Source organism: Mesorhizobium sp. C432A (assembly GCF_030323145.1).
Lineage (GTDB): Bacteria > Pseudomonadota > Alphaproteobacteria > Rhizobiales > Rhizobiaceae > Mesorhizobium.
Genome location: NZ_CP100470.1, coordinates 1,874,782 through 1,891,915, shown reverse-complemented (window position 1 = coordinate 1,891,915; position 17,134 = coordinate 1,874,782). Strand labels below are relative to the sequence as shown.

19 protein-coding genes and 1 riboswitch are annotated in these 17,134 nt (G+C 63.7%); of the genes, 10 read left to right on the top strand and 9 right to left on the bottom strand.

Annotated elements, in window-relative coordinates; translation table 11 throughout:
- Positions 1-21: 21 nt before the first annotated feature.
- Both NLY33_RS09145 and NLY33_RS09140 read left to right on the top strand, forming a co-directional pair.
- The gene (locus NLY33_RS09145) at positions 22-1,020 is read left to right on the top strand and encodes a DUF2125 domain-containing protein (RefSeq protein WP_023704327.1); all 999 of its coding nucleotides are present in this window, start codon (positions 22-24) and stop codon (positions 1,018-1,020) included.
- A 124-nt stretch (positions 1,021-1,144) separates the two neighbouring features.
- Positions 1,145-2,068 carry a sugar kinase gene (locus NLY33_RS09140; RefSeq protein ID WP_023704328.1) on the top strand — a complete coding sequence of 308 codons (924 nt, stop codon included), beginning with the start codon at positions 1,145-1,147 and terminating at the stop codon, positions 2,066-2,068.
- A gap of 7 nt (positions 2,069-2,075) precedes the next feature.
- Here the strand turns inward: NLY33_RS09140 and NLY33_RS09135 are convergent, their stop codons facing one another.
- Together NLY33_RS09135 and hisC are read right to left on the bottom strand one after the other, a co-directional pair.
- On the bottom strand, positions 2,076-3,011 hold the full coding sequence (locus tag NLY33_RS09135; RefSeq protein WP_023704329.1) for a prephenate/arogenate dehydrogenase family protein: 936 nt from the start codon (positions 3,009-3,011) through the stop codon (positions 2,076-2,078).
- 4 nt (positions 3,012-3,015) lie between these two features.
- Entirely contained in the window at positions 3,016-4,125 is a 1,110-nt protein-coding gene (gene hisC, locus NLY33_RS09130) for a histidinol-phosphate transaminase (RefSeq protein WP_023704330.1), read from the bottom strand.
- Between the two features lie 126 nt (positions 4,126-4,251).
- A riboswitch (SAM riboswitch) is annotated at positions 4,252-4,329 on the top strand.
- Between the two features lie 60 nt (positions 4,330-4,389).
- Between hisC and metX the strand changes: the two genes are divergently transcribed.
- Together metX and metW are read left to right on the top strand one after the other, a co-directional pair.
- Positions 4,390-5,559, top strand: coding sequence for a homoserine O-acetyltransferase MetX (gene metX, locus NLY33_RS09125; protein ID WP_023707528.1), 1,170 nt, complete (start codon positions 4,390-4,392; stop codon positions 5,557-5,559).
- Positions 5,556-6,170 carry a methionine biosynthesis protein MetW gene (gene metW / locus NLY33_RS09120; RefSeq protein WP_023704331.1) on the top strand — a complete coding sequence of 205 codons (615 nt, stop codon included), beginning with the start codon at positions 5,556-5,558 and terminating at the stop codon, positions 6,168-6,170. The genes metX and metW overlap by 4 nt, the downstream gene beginning before the upstream one ends.
- 7 nt (positions 6,171-6,177) lie before the next feature.
- Here the strand turns inward: metW and NLY33_RS09115 are convergent, their stop codons facing one another.
- Positions 6,178-6,498: a DUF1330 domain-containing protein gene (locus tag NLY33_RS09115; protein WP_023704332.1), complete on the bottom strand. Its 321-nt coding sequence runs from the start codon at positions 6,496-6,498 to the stop codon at positions 6,178-6,180.
- 248 nt (positions 6,499-6,746) lie between these two features.
- Between NLY33_RS09115 and NLY33_RS09110 the strand changes: the two genes are divergently transcribed.
- Positions 6,747-7,682 carry a glycosyltransferase family 2 protein gene (locus NLY33_RS09110; protein WP_023673297.1) on the top strand — a complete coding sequence of 312 codons (936 nt, stop codon included), beginning with the start codon at positions 6,747-6,749 and terminating at the stop codon, positions 7,680-7,682.
- A gap of 51 nt (positions 7,683-7,733) precedes the next feature.
- On the opposite strand, the gene NLY33_RS09105 is transcribed toward NLY33_RS09110, so the two are convergent.
- The 3 genes from NLY33_RS09105 to NLY33_RS09095 form a co-directional block, all read right to left on the bottom strand.
- Positions 7,734-8,522, bottom strand: a complete 789-nt coding sequence (locus NLY33_RS09105) for a DUF1194 domain-containing protein (protein ID WP_023704333.1) — start codon at positions 8,520-8,522, stop codon at positions 7,734-7,736.
- 64 nt (positions 8,523-8,586) lie between these two features.
- A complete protein-coding gene (locus NLY33_RS09100) occupies positions 8,587-10,407 on the bottom strand; it encodes an ABC transporter ATP-binding protein/permease (RefSeq protein ID WP_023707527.1) in 1,821 nt (606 codons plus the stop codon).
- A gap of 136 nt (positions 10,408-10,543) precedes the next feature.
- Positions 10,544-11,326, bottom strand: coding sequence for a class I SAM-dependent methyltransferase (locus NLY33_RS09095; protein WP_023670688.1), 783 nt, complete (start codon positions 11,324-11,326; stop codon positions 10,544-10,546).
- A gap of 117 nt (positions 11,327-11,443) precedes the next feature.
- On the opposite strand from NLY33_RS09095, the gene gloB reads away from it, so the two are divergent.
- Positions 11,444-12,211: a hydroxyacylglutathione hydrolase gene (gene gloB / locus NLY33_RS09090; RefSeq protein WP_023706326.1), complete on the top strand. Its 768-nt coding sequence runs from the start codon at positions 11,444-11,446 to the stop codon at positions 12,209-12,211.
- 20 nt (positions 12,212-12,231) lie between these two features.
- Positions 12,232-12,657, top strand: coding sequence for a cupin domain-containing protein (locus NLY33_RS09085; protein WP_023706325.1), 426 nt, complete (start codon positions 12,232-12,234; stop codon positions 12,655-12,657).
- On the opposite strand, the gene NLY33_RS09080 is transcribed toward NLY33_RS09085, so the two are convergent.
- Genes NLY33_RS09080 through NLY33_RS09070 form a run of 3 tightly spaced genes read right to left on the bottom strand, consistent with a single transcriptional unit; the run spans position 12,654 to position 15,058 of the window.
- A complete protein-coding gene (locus NLY33_RS09080) occupies positions 12,654-13,328 on the bottom strand; it encodes a lysoplasmalogenase (protein WP_023706324.1) in 675 nt (224 codons plus the stop codon). The two genes, NLY33_RS09085 and NLY33_RS09080, sit on opposite strands and share 4 nt — an antisense overlap.
- Positions 13,325-14,212 (bottom strand): aromatic amino acid exporter YddG, encoded by an 888-nt coding sequence (gene yddG, locus NLY33_RS09075; protein WP_023706323.1) that lies wholly within the window; start codon positions 14,210-14,212, stop codon positions 13,325-13,327. Before yddG ends, NLY33_RS09080 begins: the two co-directional genes overlap by 4 nt.
- A 45-nt stretch (positions 14,213-14,257) precedes the next feature.
- Complete coding sequence (locus NLY33_RS09070; protein WP_023706322.1) at positions 14,258-15,058, bottom strand: DUF3108 domain-containing protein; 801 nt, start codon at positions 15,056-15,058, stop codon at positions 14,258-14,260.
- 260 nt (positions 15,059-15,318) lie between these two features.
- Between NLY33_RS09070 and rpmB the strand changes: the two genes are divergently transcribed.
- The 3 genes from rpmB to NLY33_RS09055 all read left to right on the top strand — a co-directional run bounded on the left by rpmB (position 15,319) and on the right by NLY33_RS09055 (position 17,133).
- The gene (gene rpmB / locus NLY33_RS09065; protein WP_023670682.1) at positions 15,319-15,615 is read left to right on the top strand and encodes a 50S ribosomal protein L28; all 297 of its coding nucleotides are present in this window, start codon (positions 15,319-15,321) and stop codon (positions 15,613-15,615) included.
- 162 nt (positions 15,616-15,777) lie between these two features.
- Positions 15,778-16,458, top strand: coding sequence for a queuosine precursor transporter (locus tag NLY33_RS09060; RefSeq protein ID WP_023706321.1), 681 nt, complete (start codon positions 15,778-15,780; stop codon positions 16,456-16,458).
- Between the two features lie 3 nt (positions 16,459-16,461).
- Entirely contained in the window at positions 16,462-17,133 is a 672-nt protein-coding gene (locus NLY33_RS09055) for a polyamine aminopropyltransferase (RefSeq protein ID WP_023706320.1), read from the top strand.
- The last annotated feature ends 1 nt before the right edge of the window (position 17,134 follow it).

The window sequence follows — 17,134 nt, the reverse complement described above, 5'->3', positions numbered from 1 at the left end:
CGCGTTAATGAAAGCCGCAGCATGACGTCAAGTGACGAGCGTCCGTCGAAGTTTCGCCACCGGCTGATGTGGCTCGCTGCCTTGGTCGTTATGCTGTTCGGCGCCTACAGCGCGGTCTGGTTCTATGTCGCCGGTCGCGTCAGCAGCGAAGCCGACAAGGCGGTGGCCTCGCTCAAGGACAAAGGCATCGAGGCCGGCTGCGCCAACCTCACCGTCAGCGGCTACCCCCTGCGTTTTGCCATCTCCTGTGACAATCTGGCTTACGAGGACGACGCCAGAAACGTTGCCGCCTCGGCAGGCAGCTTCAACTTCGTTGCAGAACTCATCCGGCCTTTGTCGCCTGCCGCCGAGTTGCGTGGGCCACTGCGGACCTCGGTGCCCGGGATGGCGCCGCTATGGATCGATTGGGACAATCTGCAGGCCAATGCCAAGCTCTCCTGGCCCTTGCCACGCAGCATTTCGCTGCAGGCCGAGAGCTTGTCCGGCCAGACCGATCCGGCCGACGACACCGACCCGGTTTCACTGTTCAGCGCCGGAACCGCGGCGGGCGAGTTGCGACCCGACGGCCAGGACCTTGGCTATACCGGAAGCTTCACCGATCTTGAGATCGACGCCGACGCGATCGGCGGGCGCGTGCTGCCGCCGCTCGACGGCAGCGGCGACGCGACGCTGAAGAACGGCGTCGCGCTGATGAAGACGCAGGCCAGGAGCCTGCGCGGCCAGGCGGTCGACATCCACAAGCTCGATCTGTCGTCGGGAACCGCGCGCATCACCGTCTCCGGCCCGGTGTCGGTCGACGCCAACGGCCAGGTCAATGCCGACCTGACGATCAAGCTGCAGGATCCCAAAGCCGTGGCGGCAATCCTCGCCACCGCAATCCCCGAGCAGAAGAGCCAGATCGAGCAAGGCTTTGCCGGTCTGGCGCTGCTCGGCAACGAACCGTCGATGCCGCTCAAGGTGGTGAAGGGCAAGGCCTCGCTCGGCTTCATTCCGCTGGGCAAGATCAAGCCGCTCGATTAGAGCAATTCCAGGAAAAGTGTGAGCGGTTTTCCGTCCGGAATTGCGTTAAAACAAAGAGATAGAGCATGATCGCAAAGAGCGGGAACGGCTTTTGGGGAGAGATCGTGCTCGAGCAAGCCGACGCATGAACCGACCGGTGAAACTGCTGAGCGTTGGCGCGCTGACGCTGGATACCATCCTGCGCGTCGAAACCCTGCCCACGCATCAGGGCAAGTTCATCGCCTCGGACGGCATCCAGATCGCCTCGGGCATGGCGACAAGTGCTGCCTGCGCCGCCCGCCGTCTCGGCGCCGAGGTGTTCCTGTGGGCAAGGGCAGGTGACGATGCCGTCGGCGACCAATTGCTGGCCGGCATCGAGGCCGAGGGCGTCGATTGCGGCTTTGTCCGCCGCGTCGAAGGCGCCCGCTCGGCGCTGGCCGCGATCCTGGTCGACGCTCATGGCGAGCGCATCATCGTGCCCTTCTACGACCCAAAGGCGCAGGCCGGCCCCGAGGCGGTGCCTGTCGCCGATCTTTCCGGCTTCGATGCCGTGCTGGTCGATGTGCGCTGGCCGGGCGCCGCCGCTCTTGCCTTGACCGCCGCGCGCAGCGCCGGCCGTCCCGCCATCCTCGACGCCGACACGGCGCCGGTTGAGGTGCTGGAGCGCCTGCTGCCGCTGGCATCGCACATCGTCGCTTCGGAGACGGCGGCACGCATCGTCTGCGGCCATGCGCTGGACCCCGGAACCGCCTGTGCCGACCTCGCCAGCCGCACCGATGCCTTCGTGGCGGTGACCGGCGGCGCCGCGGGAAGCTGGTGGCATGACCGGTCCGCCGGATGCGTGCGCCACATCGCGGCGCCGAAGATCAAGGCGGTTGACACGCTTGCCGCCGGCGACGTCTTCCACGGCGCCTTTGCTGTCGGGTTGGCGGAAACCATGCCGATCGAGCAGGCGTTGCGCTTTGCCAGCGCGGCGGCCGCGCTCAAATGCCAGCGCTTCGGCGGCCGGCTGGGGGCGCCAAACAGGGACGAGGCAATGGCCATGGTCGCGGCGACCTGGCCCGTCTGAAACAGATTTAACTTTTCACCGGGTGCTCGACCGCCTGCCGGCCGAAATCCGGCACGTCGATATCCTGGCCGGCCTCGATGATCGAACGGCGAACGGCCCGGGTGCGGGTGAACAGGTCGAACAGCTTGTCGCCGTCGCCCCAGCGGATCGCCCGCTGCAGCGAGGCGAGGTCCTCCGAAAAGCGCGCCAGCATTTCCAGGATGGCATCCTTGTTGTGCAGGCATACGTCGCGCCACATGGTCGGGTCGGAGGCGGCCAGACGGGTGAAGTCGCGGAAACCGGAAGCCGAATATTTGATCACTTCCGACTTGGTCACCGATTCCAGATCGTCGGCCGTGCCGACGATGTTGTAGGCAATGATGTGCGGAAGATGCGAAACGATGGCCAGCGTCATGTCATGATGCTGCGGGTCCATCGTGTCGATGTTGGAGCCGCAGCGCCGCCAGAATTCCGACAGCTTTTCCAGCGCGGCCGGATCGGTTCCCGGCAGCGGCGTGAAGATGCACCAGCGGTTTTCGAACAGCTCGGCGAAACCCGCATCCGGGCCCGATTTCTCCGTACCTGCCAGCGGGTGCCCCGGAATAAAATGCACGCCTTCCGGCACATAGGGCTGCATTTGCGCAATGACGGAGGCCTTGGTCGAACCGACATCGGTGAGGATGGCGCCTTTTTTCAGCGCCGCTGCGATCTCTTGCGCCACCTCGCCCGACGATCCCACCGGCACCGAGACGATGATCAGTTCGGCGTCGCGGACCGCTTCCCTGGCGTCGGTGGTGTAGCTCTCGCCAAGACCGAGCTCCTTCGCCCGTGCCAGCGTGGTCGGGCTGCGCGTCGCGATGGCGACATGGCGGGCCAGGCCCTCGCGGCGGGTGATGCGGGCCAGCGACGAGCCGATCAGGCCGATGCCGACCAGCGCGATCTTTTCAAACATCGGTGCTGTCATTGTTTCAGCTTTTCAGGAATGTCGTGAGGGCATCGATGACGCCGCGATTGGCTTCTTCGGTGCCGACGCTCATGCGAAGCGCATTGGGAAAGCCATAGCCGGTAACGCGCCGCAATATATAGCCGCGCTGGGTGAGGTAGTCGTCCGCCGCCTCAGCCGAATGCCTCTTGTCGTCGGGAAAGTGGATGAGGACGAAATTGCCGACGCTGGGCGTCACGCGCAGCCCAAGCTTCGTCAGCTCTTCATTCAGCCAGGTAAGCCAGGTCTCGTTGTGCAACGAACTGCGCTCGACATGGGCGCGGTCGCGGATGGCGGCAATGCCGGCCTCGATCGCTGTTGCGTTAACGTTGAAAGGGCCGCGGATGCGGTTGATGGCATCGACGATGTGCAGTGGGCCATACATCCAGCCGATGCGCGCGCCGCCAAGGCCAAGCTTGGAGAAGGTGCGGGTCATGACCACATTCTGTGCGCTGCCCGCCAGCTCGATGCCGGCCTCATAGTCATTGCGCCTGACATATTCGGCATAGGCCGCGTCGAGCACCAGAAGCACGTTGCCCGGGAGAGCGGAATGCAGGCGGCGGACCTCCTGGAACGGCAGATAGGTTCCGGTCGGATTGTTGGGATTGGCGAGGAAGATGATTTTGGTCCGCGGCGTCACCGCGGCCAGGATCGCGTCGACGTCGGCGCGTTCCTCGGTTTCCTTCACAGCAACCGGCTTGGCCCCCGCCGACTGAATGTAGATCTTGTAGACCATGAAGGCATGTTCGGTAAAAATCGCCTCATCGCCTGGCGCAAGATAGGTCTGCGCCAGCAGGCCCAAAATCTCGTCGGAACCGTTGGAGCAGATGATGTTCGCCGGGTTGAGGCCATGCACCTCGGCGATCGCCTCGCGCAGCCGGCGGGCGGTGCCGTCGGGATAGACATCGAGCTTGGCAGCCACTTCACGCGCGGCCTCGATCGCCTTCGGCGACGGGCCGAGCGGGTTCTCGTTCGACGACAATTTATGGACCTTGGCAACGCCGGCCGGGGCCGTGCTCTTGCCCGGCACATAGGCGTCGATGTCCATAATGCCCGCGCGGGGCGTCGGCCGTGCCTTGTCCGCTGTCTTGTCCATGTCGCAAATCCATCGAGAATGCCTCCGTCCGGAGGCCGCAGCGGAAATACAAGCCGTAGCCGCGAATGTCGAGAGGCGGGCAATAGCTGGCCGTTGACGCCGGGCCGCACGAGTTCTAGAAGAACGCAACAGTTCCGTGGTGATTTGGCCGGTCGGCTTGCAGCCACGTTAAACAACTCGCTAAAGGGCCGTTTGCGTGACGTAACCGGCTTTGCGATCGCATTGCCGGTTTTTTATTGCCTGACGGCGGGCAAGGAGAGTCACATGGCCGCGCTCCGCGCTACAAAAACCAACAACGAGGCAGACAACCCGTCGAGCCCTGTGTTGCGTTTTGGCCCTGACAAGCCGCTGAAGCTCGACGCCGGCACGCTTTTGTCGCCGTTCCAGATCGCCTACCAGACATATGGCGCCCTCAACGATGCCCGCACCAACGCCATCCTGGTCTGCCACGCGCTGACCGGCGACCAGCATGTCGCCAGCACCAATCCGGTGACCGGCAAACCCGGCTGGTGGGAAGTGCTGATCGGTCCCGGCAAGATCATCGACACCAACCGCTTCTTCGTCATCTGCTCCAACCTCATCGGCGGCTGCCTCGGCTCCACCGGTCCGGCCTCGACCAATCCCGCCACCGGCAAGCCCTACGGCCTCGACCTGCCAATCATCACCATCCGCGACATGGTGCGGGCGCAACTGATGCTGGTCGACCATTTCGGCATCGAAAAGCTGTTTTGCGTGCTCGGCGGCTCGATGGGCGGCATGCAGGTGCTGGAATGGGCGTCATGCTATTCCGAGCGCGTCTTCTCGGCCCTGCCGATCGCCACAGGCGCACGCCATTCCTCGCAGAACATCGCCTTCCACGAGGTCGGCCGCCAGGCTGTCATGGCTGATCCGGACTGGCATGGCGGCAAATATTTCGAGCACGGCAAGCGCCCGGAAAAGGGGCTCGCCGTGGCGCGCATGGCCGCCCACATCACCTATCTGTCGGAAGCCGCCCTGCACCGCAAATTCGGCCGCAATCTTCAGGACCGCGAAGCGCTGACCTTCGGTTTCGACGCCGACTTCCAGATCGAAAGCTATCTGCGCCACCAGGGCATGACATTCGTCGACCGCTTCGACGCCAACTCCTACCTCTACATGACCCGTTCGATGGATTATTTCGACCTCGCCGCCGATCATGGCGGCCGGTTGGCCGACGCGTTTGCCGGCACCAAGACCCGCTTCTGCCTGGTGTCCTTCACCTCGGACTGGCTGTTCCCGACCGAGGAGAGCCGCTCGATCGTGCATGCGCTCAACGCCGCCGGCGCATCGGTCTCCTTCGTCGAGATCGACACCGACCGCGGCCATGATGCCTTCCTGCTCGACGAACCCGAACTGTTTGCCGCCATCAAGGGCTTCATCGGCTCGGCGGCCCGCGCAAGGGGGCTCGCCTCATGAGCGTCAATGGCAGCCAGCGCGTCGACCTCGAAGTCGTGGCCAACCTGATACCCCCGCAGTCGCGGGTGCTCGATGTCGGCTCCGGCGACGGCCTGCTGCTCGAACTCCTGCAGGAGACCAAGCAGGTCGACGGCCGCGGGCTGGAGCTGTCACAGCGCGGCGTCAATGAATGCGTTTCGCGCGGCCTCTCGGTCATCCAGGGCGATGCCGACACCGACCTCGAATTCTATCCGGACAAGGGTTTTGACTTCGTCGTTCTGTCACAGACGCTGCAGGCGACCCGCAACCCGAAGCTGGTGCTCGACGAACTGCTGCGAATCGGCAACCGCGCCATCGTCTCCTTCCCCAATTTCGGCCACTGGCGGGTGCGGCTGTCGCTGTTCGTCAATGGCCGGATGCCGGTGACCGCGGACCTGCCCTATTCCTGGTACGACACGCCCAACATCCATTTCTGCACCATCCGCGACTTCGTCAATCTGGTCGAGGAACTCGGCGCCTCGGTCGAGAAAGCCACCGCGCTCGACGGCAACGGCCAGAAGATCGGCCTGTCGATGCCATGGTGGTTCTGGAATTTCTTCGGCCAGCAAGCGGTGTTCTTGCTGAAGCGGTAGTTTGCCCCTATTCCAGCACGTCCGTCGCCTTGTGCGGGTGCTGAACGCCATCGGCGATGATCACATCGGCGTGGGAGTTGTCGGTGCGCAAGGCCAGAATCTCGCGATAGGCTGATGAATCGTACCAGCCCCACGCATGCGCCCTGTCCGGAAACTCGATGACGGTCAGGTGCCCGGGCCATTCGTTTTCGACCACGTCCATGTCGCCGCCCTGGACAAGGAAGCGGCCGCCGAACGGCTCCAATGTGGCGTCGATCCTCTGCAGATACTCGACAATCTGCGGGCCCATTGTGACTTGACGCATATGGGCGACGGCGTAGGCGGCCATGGCTGAACTCCCTGTGAGATCGAAGCCCGACGACCGGCTTCGTTGGCGCAATCTGCAGACATGATGGCCATCGGTCGATTACGTCTGGGGTAATCGGCCGGCTTACCGGCGTCCTGGCTCAACAGTTTGTGATGACATTGCCGCTGGTTTTTTGTAGCGTCGAATCGAATGCCATCCCGGTTTAAGGCTTGGACGGCGACCATCAAAACCTCCGGCCTCCAGGCATTTGGGGGCACAATCGAAGCAACATGTCCAAGGCAACCGACCTCGCTCCGCTGATCTCGGTGATCACACCGACGCACAATCGCCGCAGCAAGGTGGTGCGCGCCGTGGAGAGCGTCCTGGCGCAGAATTTTCCCCGGTTCGAACATATTGTCGTCGATGACGGCTCGACCGACGGTACGGCAGCCGCACTTGCCGAAATCCGCGATCCACGGCTGATCTATGTTGGCTCGAAATGGCGCGGCGCCAATGCCGCCCGCAATGCCGGCATCGAGCGGGCGCAGGCGCCGGTGGTGACATTCCTCGATTCCGACGACGTCTATTTGCCGGATCGCCTGGCGCGGACGCTGGAGCAGTTCGACAACAATCCCTCGCTCGAAGTGCTGATCAGTTCCTTCGTGTCGCTGAAGGGCAATCGCCGCACCAACTGCGTCAACCGCGAGGCGCTGCTGAGCCGCGACTCGCTGGAGCGGGCCCTTGTCGCGCAGACCATCTTCATTGCCGGGTCGGCAATCACCGCCCGGCGCGAGTCGCTGCTGGCCATCGGCGGCTACGACAGTGACGTCACGCGCATGCAGGATCGCGAATTGTTGCTGCGCTTTGCCCGTCGCAGCGGCGCGCAGCTGTCCGAAGTGATCGACTGGAAAAAGTACAACTCGGAGAATTCGATCTCCGGTCGCCGGGACGGCTATGTCGAAGCCTATGCGAGCTTGATCGACAAGCACCCCTATATCGCCGACCGCTACCCCTACATTCCGCCTTACATGATCGCCCGGCAGCTCATCGCCGATGCGCTCAAGGGCAGGGTTTCGCAGGCGTTCTCCGGCTATATGGCCAACCGGTCGTCGAAGGCGCTTGGCTATTCGCTGCCGCAGCTGTTGCGTGGCTATGTCGGCGGCCGGCGCTGGCGCCGCGATCTCTATGCCGAATTTCGCGACAAATACGGTGCACGGCCGGCCTGAAGTTTGCCGGCAAGCCGCGCAGCGGCTTTCCCCTCCGAACTGCCTCAAACCTCATTTGTCGAGTTCCGGCAGATATGGGTCGGAATATAGCCGCCGGTCGCGTTCGCCCTGTAGGCAGTCCATGGGTGCGGCGGCATCGATCGGGACCACGGTCGCATCGGCGATGCCGCTCACCTCCAGGATCAGCTTGCGGCGTATGGCGGTGGCGAACTCCGAGGCCGCATAGATCGGCAACACGAAGGAGCCGGGCCCACCGGTGACGCACTCGTCATAATACTGGTCGAGATGGCTGAAGGTCGGCGACGGGCTGATCAGGATCGGCAGGCCGTTGATGACGATGCCCTTGGCCACCGCCGCATCGCGTGTCGTGGCGACGGGCGGCCCGGTGTTGTTGGGACCGTCGCCGGAAATGTCGATGACGCTGCGTGGCGCATCGAACCCCGTGCCCTCGAACAGCCCGGCGCCGAAGGCAAGCGCACCGGAAATCGAGGTGCCGCGAAAGCTGCGGAACGGCCGCGCTTCTATTCTGTCGGCGAAGGCGCTGGCGCTCTCTGCGCTGTCGATCACCTGCCAGGCGATGACGCCATCCTCGCGCACGACGCCCGCCCATTCGAAATAGGCAAGCGCGATGCGCCCGGTGGTTCCCGAGCGCACGGCCTTGATGAAATCGGGATGCCTGAGCGCCTCGACATAGCCAGCGCGCTGCAGCGCGAACTCCCTCTCGTCCATCGACTGTGAGATGTCGACGGCCAGCACCAGTTCGACATCCACGGCAACGGCCGGTGCAGCCACGGGCGTGGTGCAGGCAAGGCAGGCAAGCAGGCTGAGCGCATCGAGCATGGCCGCACCACGGATGTTTCGACCCGTGAATCTTCGCCGCGATCGCGGCGAAATAAAGCCCCTTCTACTTCTTTCGCCGCACGGCCGCTTTCGGCGGCGGGTCGATGGCGCCGGTCCTGACTCGGGCGGGTTTCAGTGGCGCAGCACCCGTATCCTTCACGATGTTCAATGCGCGTGGAAAGAAATGACCATTGTGCAGTCCGCGCCCGATGTTGAGGATCGCGGTTTCCGGCAGGCGTTTCTCCAGCATGGACAGCACCCTTCGCAGCGAAGGACCATCGAACGCGTCCATCGCTTCGTCGATGATCACCCATTTCGGCTGCCGCAAGGCCAGCCTGGCGAAGGCCAGCGACCGCTGTTCGTCATCGTTGAGTTCACGCTCCCAGCGTGCGGAACGGTCGAGCGAGGATGACAGCCGCTCGAGGCCGACCTCGGCCAGCACCGCCCCAAAATCAGCATCGCCAGCCGGCGCCGAGCCATTCGGATGCAGCACTTCTCGTAACGTGCCGGCAGGAAAATACGGAACACGCGGCACGAAAATCGGCGTTTCTCCGGCCGGCAAGCCGATCCGCCCGCTGCCCCAGGGCCAAAGGCCGGCAATGGCGCGGAAGAACAATGTCTTGCCGGCGCCTGGGTCGCCGGTGATCATGACGCGCTCACCGGGATGGATCTCGACATGGCTGTCTGAAAGTTTGGTGCAGCCCTCCGGCGAGGCCACTTGGAGCTTCTCGAAGGTCAGGCTGCCATTGGCGTTATCGCCGAATTCGATGCGCTTTTCCTTGTCGTGCAGCACATCGGTTTCATCGAGCGCAATGCGGAAGTCGGCAACGCGCATCAGCGTGGCGCGCCAGTCGGCGATGCCGCCGATATTGTTGATGAACCAGCGCAGCGACGAGTGCACCTGGTTGAAGGCGCCGACCGCCATCATCAACCCGCCAAAGCTGATATCGCCTGAAAAATAGACCGGCGATGCCACAAGGATCGGCGCCACCACGGTGATCCAGCCATAGGTATCGGTCACCCAGGAAAGGTTGATCTGCGCTTTGTAGATGTTTCGCATCGCGCCCAGCACCGTGCCAAGGTCGATTTCGAGCCGTCTCTTGGCATCGGCTTCGCCGTGATAGAGCGCGATGGCGTCGACATTCTCGTTGACGCGCACCATCGAGGAGCGCAGTTCGGCCTCGCGGGTGTAGCGGTCGCTGTTGAGGCGGATCAGCGGCCGCCCGACCAGCCAGCTCAGCCAGGAGGCGATGCCGGCATAGAGGAACGCGGCCCAGACCATGTAGCCCGGTATCGCCAGCGACCAGCCGTTGATGTGGAAGACGAAGCCCGACGAGAGTTGCCAAAGCACGCCGACGAACGACACCAGCAGGATGAAGGATTGCAGCAGGCCGACGCCGAGGTCCGTCGACAGATCGGACAGATGCGCGGCATCCTGCTGCATGCGCTGGTCGGGATTGACGCCGATGGCGCCGGCATTGGCGAGCCGGAAGGCCCGCGCCGGCCGCATCCATTGGTCGATCAGGTCGAGCGTCAGCGCCTCGCGCAGCTTCAGCCGGATCATCTGGTTGAGCCAGGTCTGAGCGATGTTGAGCAGGAGCAGCGTGCCGGCAATCACGGCAAAGATCATCAGCTGATGCAGGAAGGCCGCCATGTCGCGACGCGCCAGCGCATCGTAGAAAGGCTGGTTCCAGCGGTTGAGCAGAACCTGGCCGATCGACGTGGCGACGATGACCGCCATAATGCCGACCGACGTCCAGACCAGCCACTTGCGCACCGGTGAGCCTACCAGCGCCCGTTTGATCGTCGCCACCTGATCGCGCAGGCTGCTGGCTTCGACGGTTGCCGGCTGAGCGGTGGCGGACTTGTCCGGTTGATCAGCCATGCACGAGGTCCTTGCGTTCAGAAGCGTTGCTGAACCAGATGGAGAGACTTGAAGGCATCCGCCGCTCAAACGGACCGCGAATGCATCTGCGACAGATAGGTGGGAAAAACCCACGCAACACCAGTTTTCATGATGATCACGAAGGTGTCACCTGACGCGTCGTCGATGTCACCCCTTCCGCCCGGCGGCCAAGCCGCGTCGCACCGTGCGGTGACAGTACCGGCACGAAGACACGGCGCGAGGCGCGCTGCGCGACCGGCACGCCCTGATAGAGCCGCTTCTGCGCCTCGACCACGATGACGCCGGAAAAGATCGGCCAGAACCGCCGGCCGGCGCGCTCCAGCACATTGTGGAACCGCATCATGAAGCGCCGCGGCGATGGCGGGAAGAACAGCGCGTCGGACCAGGAAGCCGGTGTGAAATTCGCCTCGCGCAGCAATTCTGTCAGCTGGCCGCGCGAGAACGGCCGGCCATTGCCGAACGGCGTGTGCTCGAACCGCGCCCAGACACCGCGCCGGTTGGGCACGACGATGACGACGCGCCCTGCCGGCGACAGCACCCGCCAGATCTCGTTCAGCGTCTCGCGCGGGTTTTCGACATGTTCGAGCGAATGCACGAGCAGCATGCGGTCGATGCAGGAATCGACCAGCGGCAATTCCTCGTCGAAGACCAGCGCCGTAGCCGTCGGCCCGTTCGCCGGCCAGACGACGGCGCCTTGCGTAGCAGGCATGAAGGCAAACACCCGCTCGGCATCGGTGCCGAACCGCTCCAGCCACGGCAAGGTATAGCCGAGCCCGACCAGCCGCTCATTGGGCACTGTTGCCCATATTGAGGACAGCGCCATGGTGATCGAGCGTTCAGCCAGGCGGCCGAGCGTGGTCGAATAGAAGGAGCGGAGATCGACGATATCGGAATGCATGCGCGGGACGGTAGCTGCGATGCCGCCCAAGTTCAACAAAGCCGGCACGTTCTGCAAAGCTAGATGACATCAGCGGCCAAGCGCCCTATGTCTGCGCCAACAGATGGAGAGATGCCAATGCCCGTCGAAATCGAACAGTTCATGTGCCGCAGCGACAATTTCGGCGTGCTGGTGCATGACCCGAAAAGCGGCGAGACCGCCATTATCGACGCACCCGAAGAAGCGCCGATCATTGCCGCTATCGAGCGTACCGGCTGGAAGCCGACAATGATCCTGACCACCCACCACCATGTCGACCATGTCGAGGCCAATCTGGCGCTGAAGGAGCGCTTCAAGCTGCGCATCGTCGGACCGGAGGCGGAAAAGGAAAAGATCCCCGGCATCGACGAGACCGTCGGGCAAGGCTCGGTCGTCCATCTCGGCGGTGAGCGGATCGATGTCATCGCCACGCCCGGCCACACTGCGGGCCATGTCTCCTATCATTTTCCGGCCTCGAAAGTGGCGTTCACCGCCGACACTTTGTTCGCGCTCGGCTGCGGCCGGCTGTTCGAATGCAAGCCGCCGGTGATGTATGAGTCGCTGAAGAAGCTCGCCGCACTCCCGGCCGACACGGTCATCTATTGCGGCCATGAGTATACGCTTTCGAACGCCCGCTTTGCGTTGACCGTCGACCCGACCAATTCGGCGCTGAAAGAACGCGCCGCCAAGATCGAGACCCTGCGCGCCGACAACAAGGCGACGCTGCCGACCACGATCGGCGAGGAATTGTCGACCAATCCGTTCCTGCGCTGGCACGACCCGGCGATCCGCAAGCATCTCGGTATGGAGGCGGCCTCCGACGCCGAAGTGTTCGCGGAAATCCGCAAGCGCAAGGACAATTTCTGAGCATCATTCCGGGATCAGCCATGACCAGCGCCGCTGAAATCATCGCCACGCTCGGCCTCAAGCCACATCCGGAAGGCGGCTGGTATGCCGAGACCTTTCGCGACGGCGCCGGGCGCGGCCATTCGACGGCGATCTATTTCCTCCTTGAACAGGACCAGATTTCGGCCTGGCACCGGGTCAAGGACGCGGCCGAGGTCTGGCACTTCCATGCCGGAGCGCCGCTGGCGCTGTCGATGTGCGAGGAAGGTAGTCCAATGCTTAACCAGGTGATCGAGCAGGTGCTCGGCATTGAGCTTGCGGCGGGCGAGCGGCCGCAGATCGTCGTGCCGGCCGGCTGGTGGCAATCGGCGCGCAGCCTCGGCGAATGGACGTTGGTCGGCTGCACCGTGGCGCCGGGCTTCGACTTCGCCGCGTTTGAAATGGCCGAGCCGGGCTGGCAGCCTTAGGCCAGAAGAAAACCAAGAGTTATGCAGAGCTGGGCGGCATAGTAGAGCACCCAGACCGCATAACGGATGCCGGCGCGATAGGGTGCTATTGCCGGAACCAGGAATTTCTCCGTGGCAAGCAGCCCGTCCGATGCCATGAACATAACAGCGCCGCCGATGACCCACGGATTGTCGAGCGTCAACGCCGAGATGCCCATCGCCAGAATGGCCGCGATATAGACGGCGATCGGCACCCGCAGGCCGGGACCGACACGGCGCCAGAGCGCCGCCAGCATGACGACTGCGAAGGCCGCCATGGCAAGCGCGATGGCGCCGCGCCATGTCTCGGTGCTGAGCACATCCAGCCCGCCGCCGCCGCGCAGGAAGAGCGGCACATAGAGGACATGCGCCGCAAGGAAGCTGGCCAGCCCGCCGAGGAAGGCCTTTTCGCCGTCACGCGACAGGAAGGCATCGCCGACGCCGCTGAGCAGCAGTGCGACGACGAGCAACAGCGGCCCACCTTGCATGAAGGCGAGTGCCGCAAGCATGGCCACGGCCAGCGTCTTTGCCGCCGAGCGGGCCAGCGTCGGCCGCATATCCAGGGTGAAGGCGTAGATCACTGCCGCCACCAGCGAAAAAATCAATGTTGCATTGGCGTTGGCGTCGATGCCGCCGGCAAACGGCATGGTCATGCGCTTGCCCCACCCATTGCCGCCTTGCGCAGGAACAACGATTTCGCCGCCAGCGCCGCGCCGCCGGTGATCAGCACGCAGGCCGCCAGGATACGCAGCGACGGCTCGGCAACGCCCGCCGCGATCAGCACCAATGTCGACAGCAGTGGCGCCGCATAGCTTGCCGCGCCGAGCACCTGGATGTTGCCGCGCTTTACGCCGATATCCCAGGCGTAGAAGGCCGCGCCCACCGGCATCAACCCCAAACCAAGCACCGCCAGCCACTGGCCGGGACCATCGGGCAGCACCGTCTTTTCCAGCAGAAGATGGCAGACGAGAGACAGGGCTGCCGTGGCGGCGCAGAACCAGGTGACGATCGAGGTCGGCACCGCCGGAAAGCGCCGCGACAGCAGCGAATAGGACGACCACAGTAGCGCACAGACGGCCGCCATCGCATAGCCGAAGGTGTAGCGAGCATCGAAGGCGAGGCCGCCACCCTTGGTGACGATCAGCACGGTCCCGGCGAGCCCGAGCAGCGCGCCGACGACATGGTTCCAGGCCAGCTTCTCGCCCGGCATCAGCGCTGATCCCAGCACGATCAGCAGCGGCCACAGATAGGCGATCAGGCTTGCCTCCACCGCCGGCGCGTTGCGCAGCGCGGTGAAATAGAAGAAATGGTATCCGAACAGTCCGGCAATGCCGATCACCCAGACCTGGCGTGGGATCTTCAGGCTTTTATCGGTTGCCGGCATGAACAGCCGGGCAACCAGCCCGACCGCGGTGCCGATGGTGAAGGTGATGGCCGAGAGCAAGAATGGCGGCACGGCGCCCGACGCATCGGTGAGCAACGCCAGCAGCGCCCACATGGCGACCGCCGAGAAACCGATCAGTGTTGCGCGCCCCATGCCCGTCTCCGGCGACTCGCCCCATTTCTATTCGGGTGGGCGCGTCTATTCAGTAGCTTCGAACCGCCCCGCGCTGACAGTCAAGGTGCCGATCTGCGTCCCGACCGTGGCGTGGATCGGCGCATATATGCCGGTTTGGCCGAGCGGTGCAAACGTCACCATCATCTGGCTCTTCTTCTTCAGGTAATTCAGCGCCTTGCGGCCCTTGCGGTAGCCTGCCACCGGCTCGAAGCTCATCTTGCAGGTAACGGTGTCGCCCTTGTAGCCCTTGACCGAGATCGATCCTTTCGAGGCGTAGGTCAGCGTCAGGTCGGCGCGCATCTCGCCGTCATAGAATTTCACCTTGCGCCCGCAGACCTGGTCGAGGCTGTCGGCATGGATAACCGTAGCCGCCATCGGATCGAGCACCGATGCCAGATCGTTGCTGCCCAGCGGTATCCAGTTTTTGGGATTGCGCTTTTTCGGTTCGGGAATGACCTGGGTGGCGGTCACCGCGCCATTGGCAAAGCGGATATCGACCATGGAAGCCTTCTTGCCGGACTTATAATCGGCGCGAAATACCTGCGGCTGCATCTGCTTGCCCAGGATCTTGCCCTTTGACGAGATCGTGCCGCTCGTGTCGTCGAACAAGGTGGCGAGACCCGCACTGGAGACGGTGCCCTCTATGGAATAGCTACCGCCTTCGTAGTGGCTGGAAAATGTCGCCTTGGCCACGGAAAGCCCGAGGAACGACACCGTGTATTCGCCCTTGAAGGACTGTGCGGTGGCTGCGGGCGCGGCGGCAAGGGTTGATGTCGGCAAGGCGGCGACAAATATGGCGACAACGGCATGTAACGGGCGAAGCATGGCGGGCTCGGTCCTTGATTTTTTAACCGGAGGGCGGGCGACTCCGGCTTGAAATGTCCCTGTCCGACCGCTTATAGGCTGAATTCCGGCCTTTATGTGAAACGCCCGTCACAGTCGTGGGCAAGCCGGAGCTTGACGCATTGGCGAAATGCAACTAAGGAACGCCAACTTTTCCATAAGGCCGCCTGACTGAAACCGCGCGCCACCCGGCGCGGGCGAACAAGGTTTGGCAGGCTTAGACAGAACTGAAGGTTAGAACCATGTCCCGCACCTGCGAACTCACTGCCAAGGCAGTCCAGACCGGCAACAATGTGAGCCACGCCAACAACAAGACCAAGCGCCGCTTCCTGCCGAACCTCGTCAATGTGACGCTGATTTCGGAAGCGCTGAACCAGAATGTGCGCCTGCGCATTTCGGCCAACGCGCTGCGTTCGGTCGAGCATCGCGGCGGCCTCGACGCCTTCCTGGCCAAGGCCGACGCCAAGGAATTGTCGCAGCGCGCGCGCCTGTTGAAGAAGCAGATTGCCAAGAAGCTGGCCGACCAGCCCGCCGCTTAACAATATCAAGGCGGGGGACGACCGCCCTGAGCATCGGAGCAATCCGATGCTCAAAACTTCTAAGGCAGCAGCATCGGAGCAATCCGATGCTAAAAATTTGCAAGGCAGCGCGATCCGGATTTCGGCTAGCGCCTGGCTGGTTCCATTACCCAGGATAAAAAAATGACTTCCTTCTCGCGATATCTGCCCTTTGTGGCCGCCATGGCGCTTGTCGTCGTGGCATCGAACATCCTCGTGCAGTTCCCGATGCAGGGCCAGGCCGGCGGTCTGTCGCTGGCCGACATCCTGACCTGGGGTGCCTTCACCTATCCCTTCTCCTTCCTGGTCACCGACCTTGCCAACCGCCGCTACGGGCCGACCGTGGCGCGCCGCATCGTCCTTGTCGGCTTCATGACCGCTGTGGTCTGCTCGATCCTCGTCCCGCCCTTCCTGTTTCGCCACGGCCTGATCGAGTTCGAGACATCAGCCGACCGGCTGGTGCGCATCGCCGCAGCTTCCGGCGCGGCCTTCCTTTGCGCGCAATTGCTCGACGTCACCGTGTTCAACCGGTTGCGCCGGCAGAGCTGGTGGCGCGCGCCGATCGTCGGCACGCTGGTCGGCTCGGTGTTCGACACCCTGGTGTTCTTCAGCATCGCCTTTTCGGCCGCCTTCGCTTTTGCCGGCCCGAACGACAGCTTTGCGCTGGAGACGGCGCCGCTGATGGGCGTGCTGCCGGTCGAGTCCATGCGCTGGGTCTCCTGGGCGCTGGGCGACCTCTCGGTGAAGCTGATCATCGCTGTTGTGGCCCTGATCCCCTACCGGCTGCTCGCCGCCCACTGGAGCCAGCCGGCCGTGGCTGTCTAGGCCGTGATTCCCTGGGTCCAGCTCGGCTCGGCCAAAACGCCTGACGGCGGACAGGAACTGCGCCTCAAGCAGCGCGGCAGCGAATTCTCGATCATGCTCGGCACCAATGAGCTGATGAACAGCCGCCTCAGCGGCTCCGAGGAAGCGCTGGCCAAGCTCTCCTGTGAAAAGATCGGCGGCCGCGCCCAACCGAAAATCCTGATCGGCGGCCTCGGCATGGGTTTTACGCTGCGCGCTGCGCTTGCCCAAATGGGCGCCGACGCAGGCATCACCGTTGCCGAGCTTGTCCCCGCCGTCATCGCCTGGGCGCGCGGCCCCATGGAGGCGGTCTTCGCCGGCTGTCTCGACGATCCCCGTGTGACGGTTCGCGAAGCCGACGCCGGGCACATCATAAGATCCGACAAGGCAGCCTGGGACGCCATCCTGCTCGATGTCGACAATGGCCCCGAAGGCATCGTCTACAAGGGCAACGACGCCCTCTATGGCGCTGCCGGCCTCGGCGCGGCGCGTGCAGCGCTCAGGCCCGGGGGCGTGCTGGCTGTTTGGTCGCAAGGCCCCGATGCCGGCTTCACACGTAGGCTCAATCAGGCGGGCTTTGTCGTGGACGAGGTGAAGACGCGCGCCAATGGCAAGCGCGGCGCGCGCCACGTCATCTGGATCGCCACCAAACCTTAGG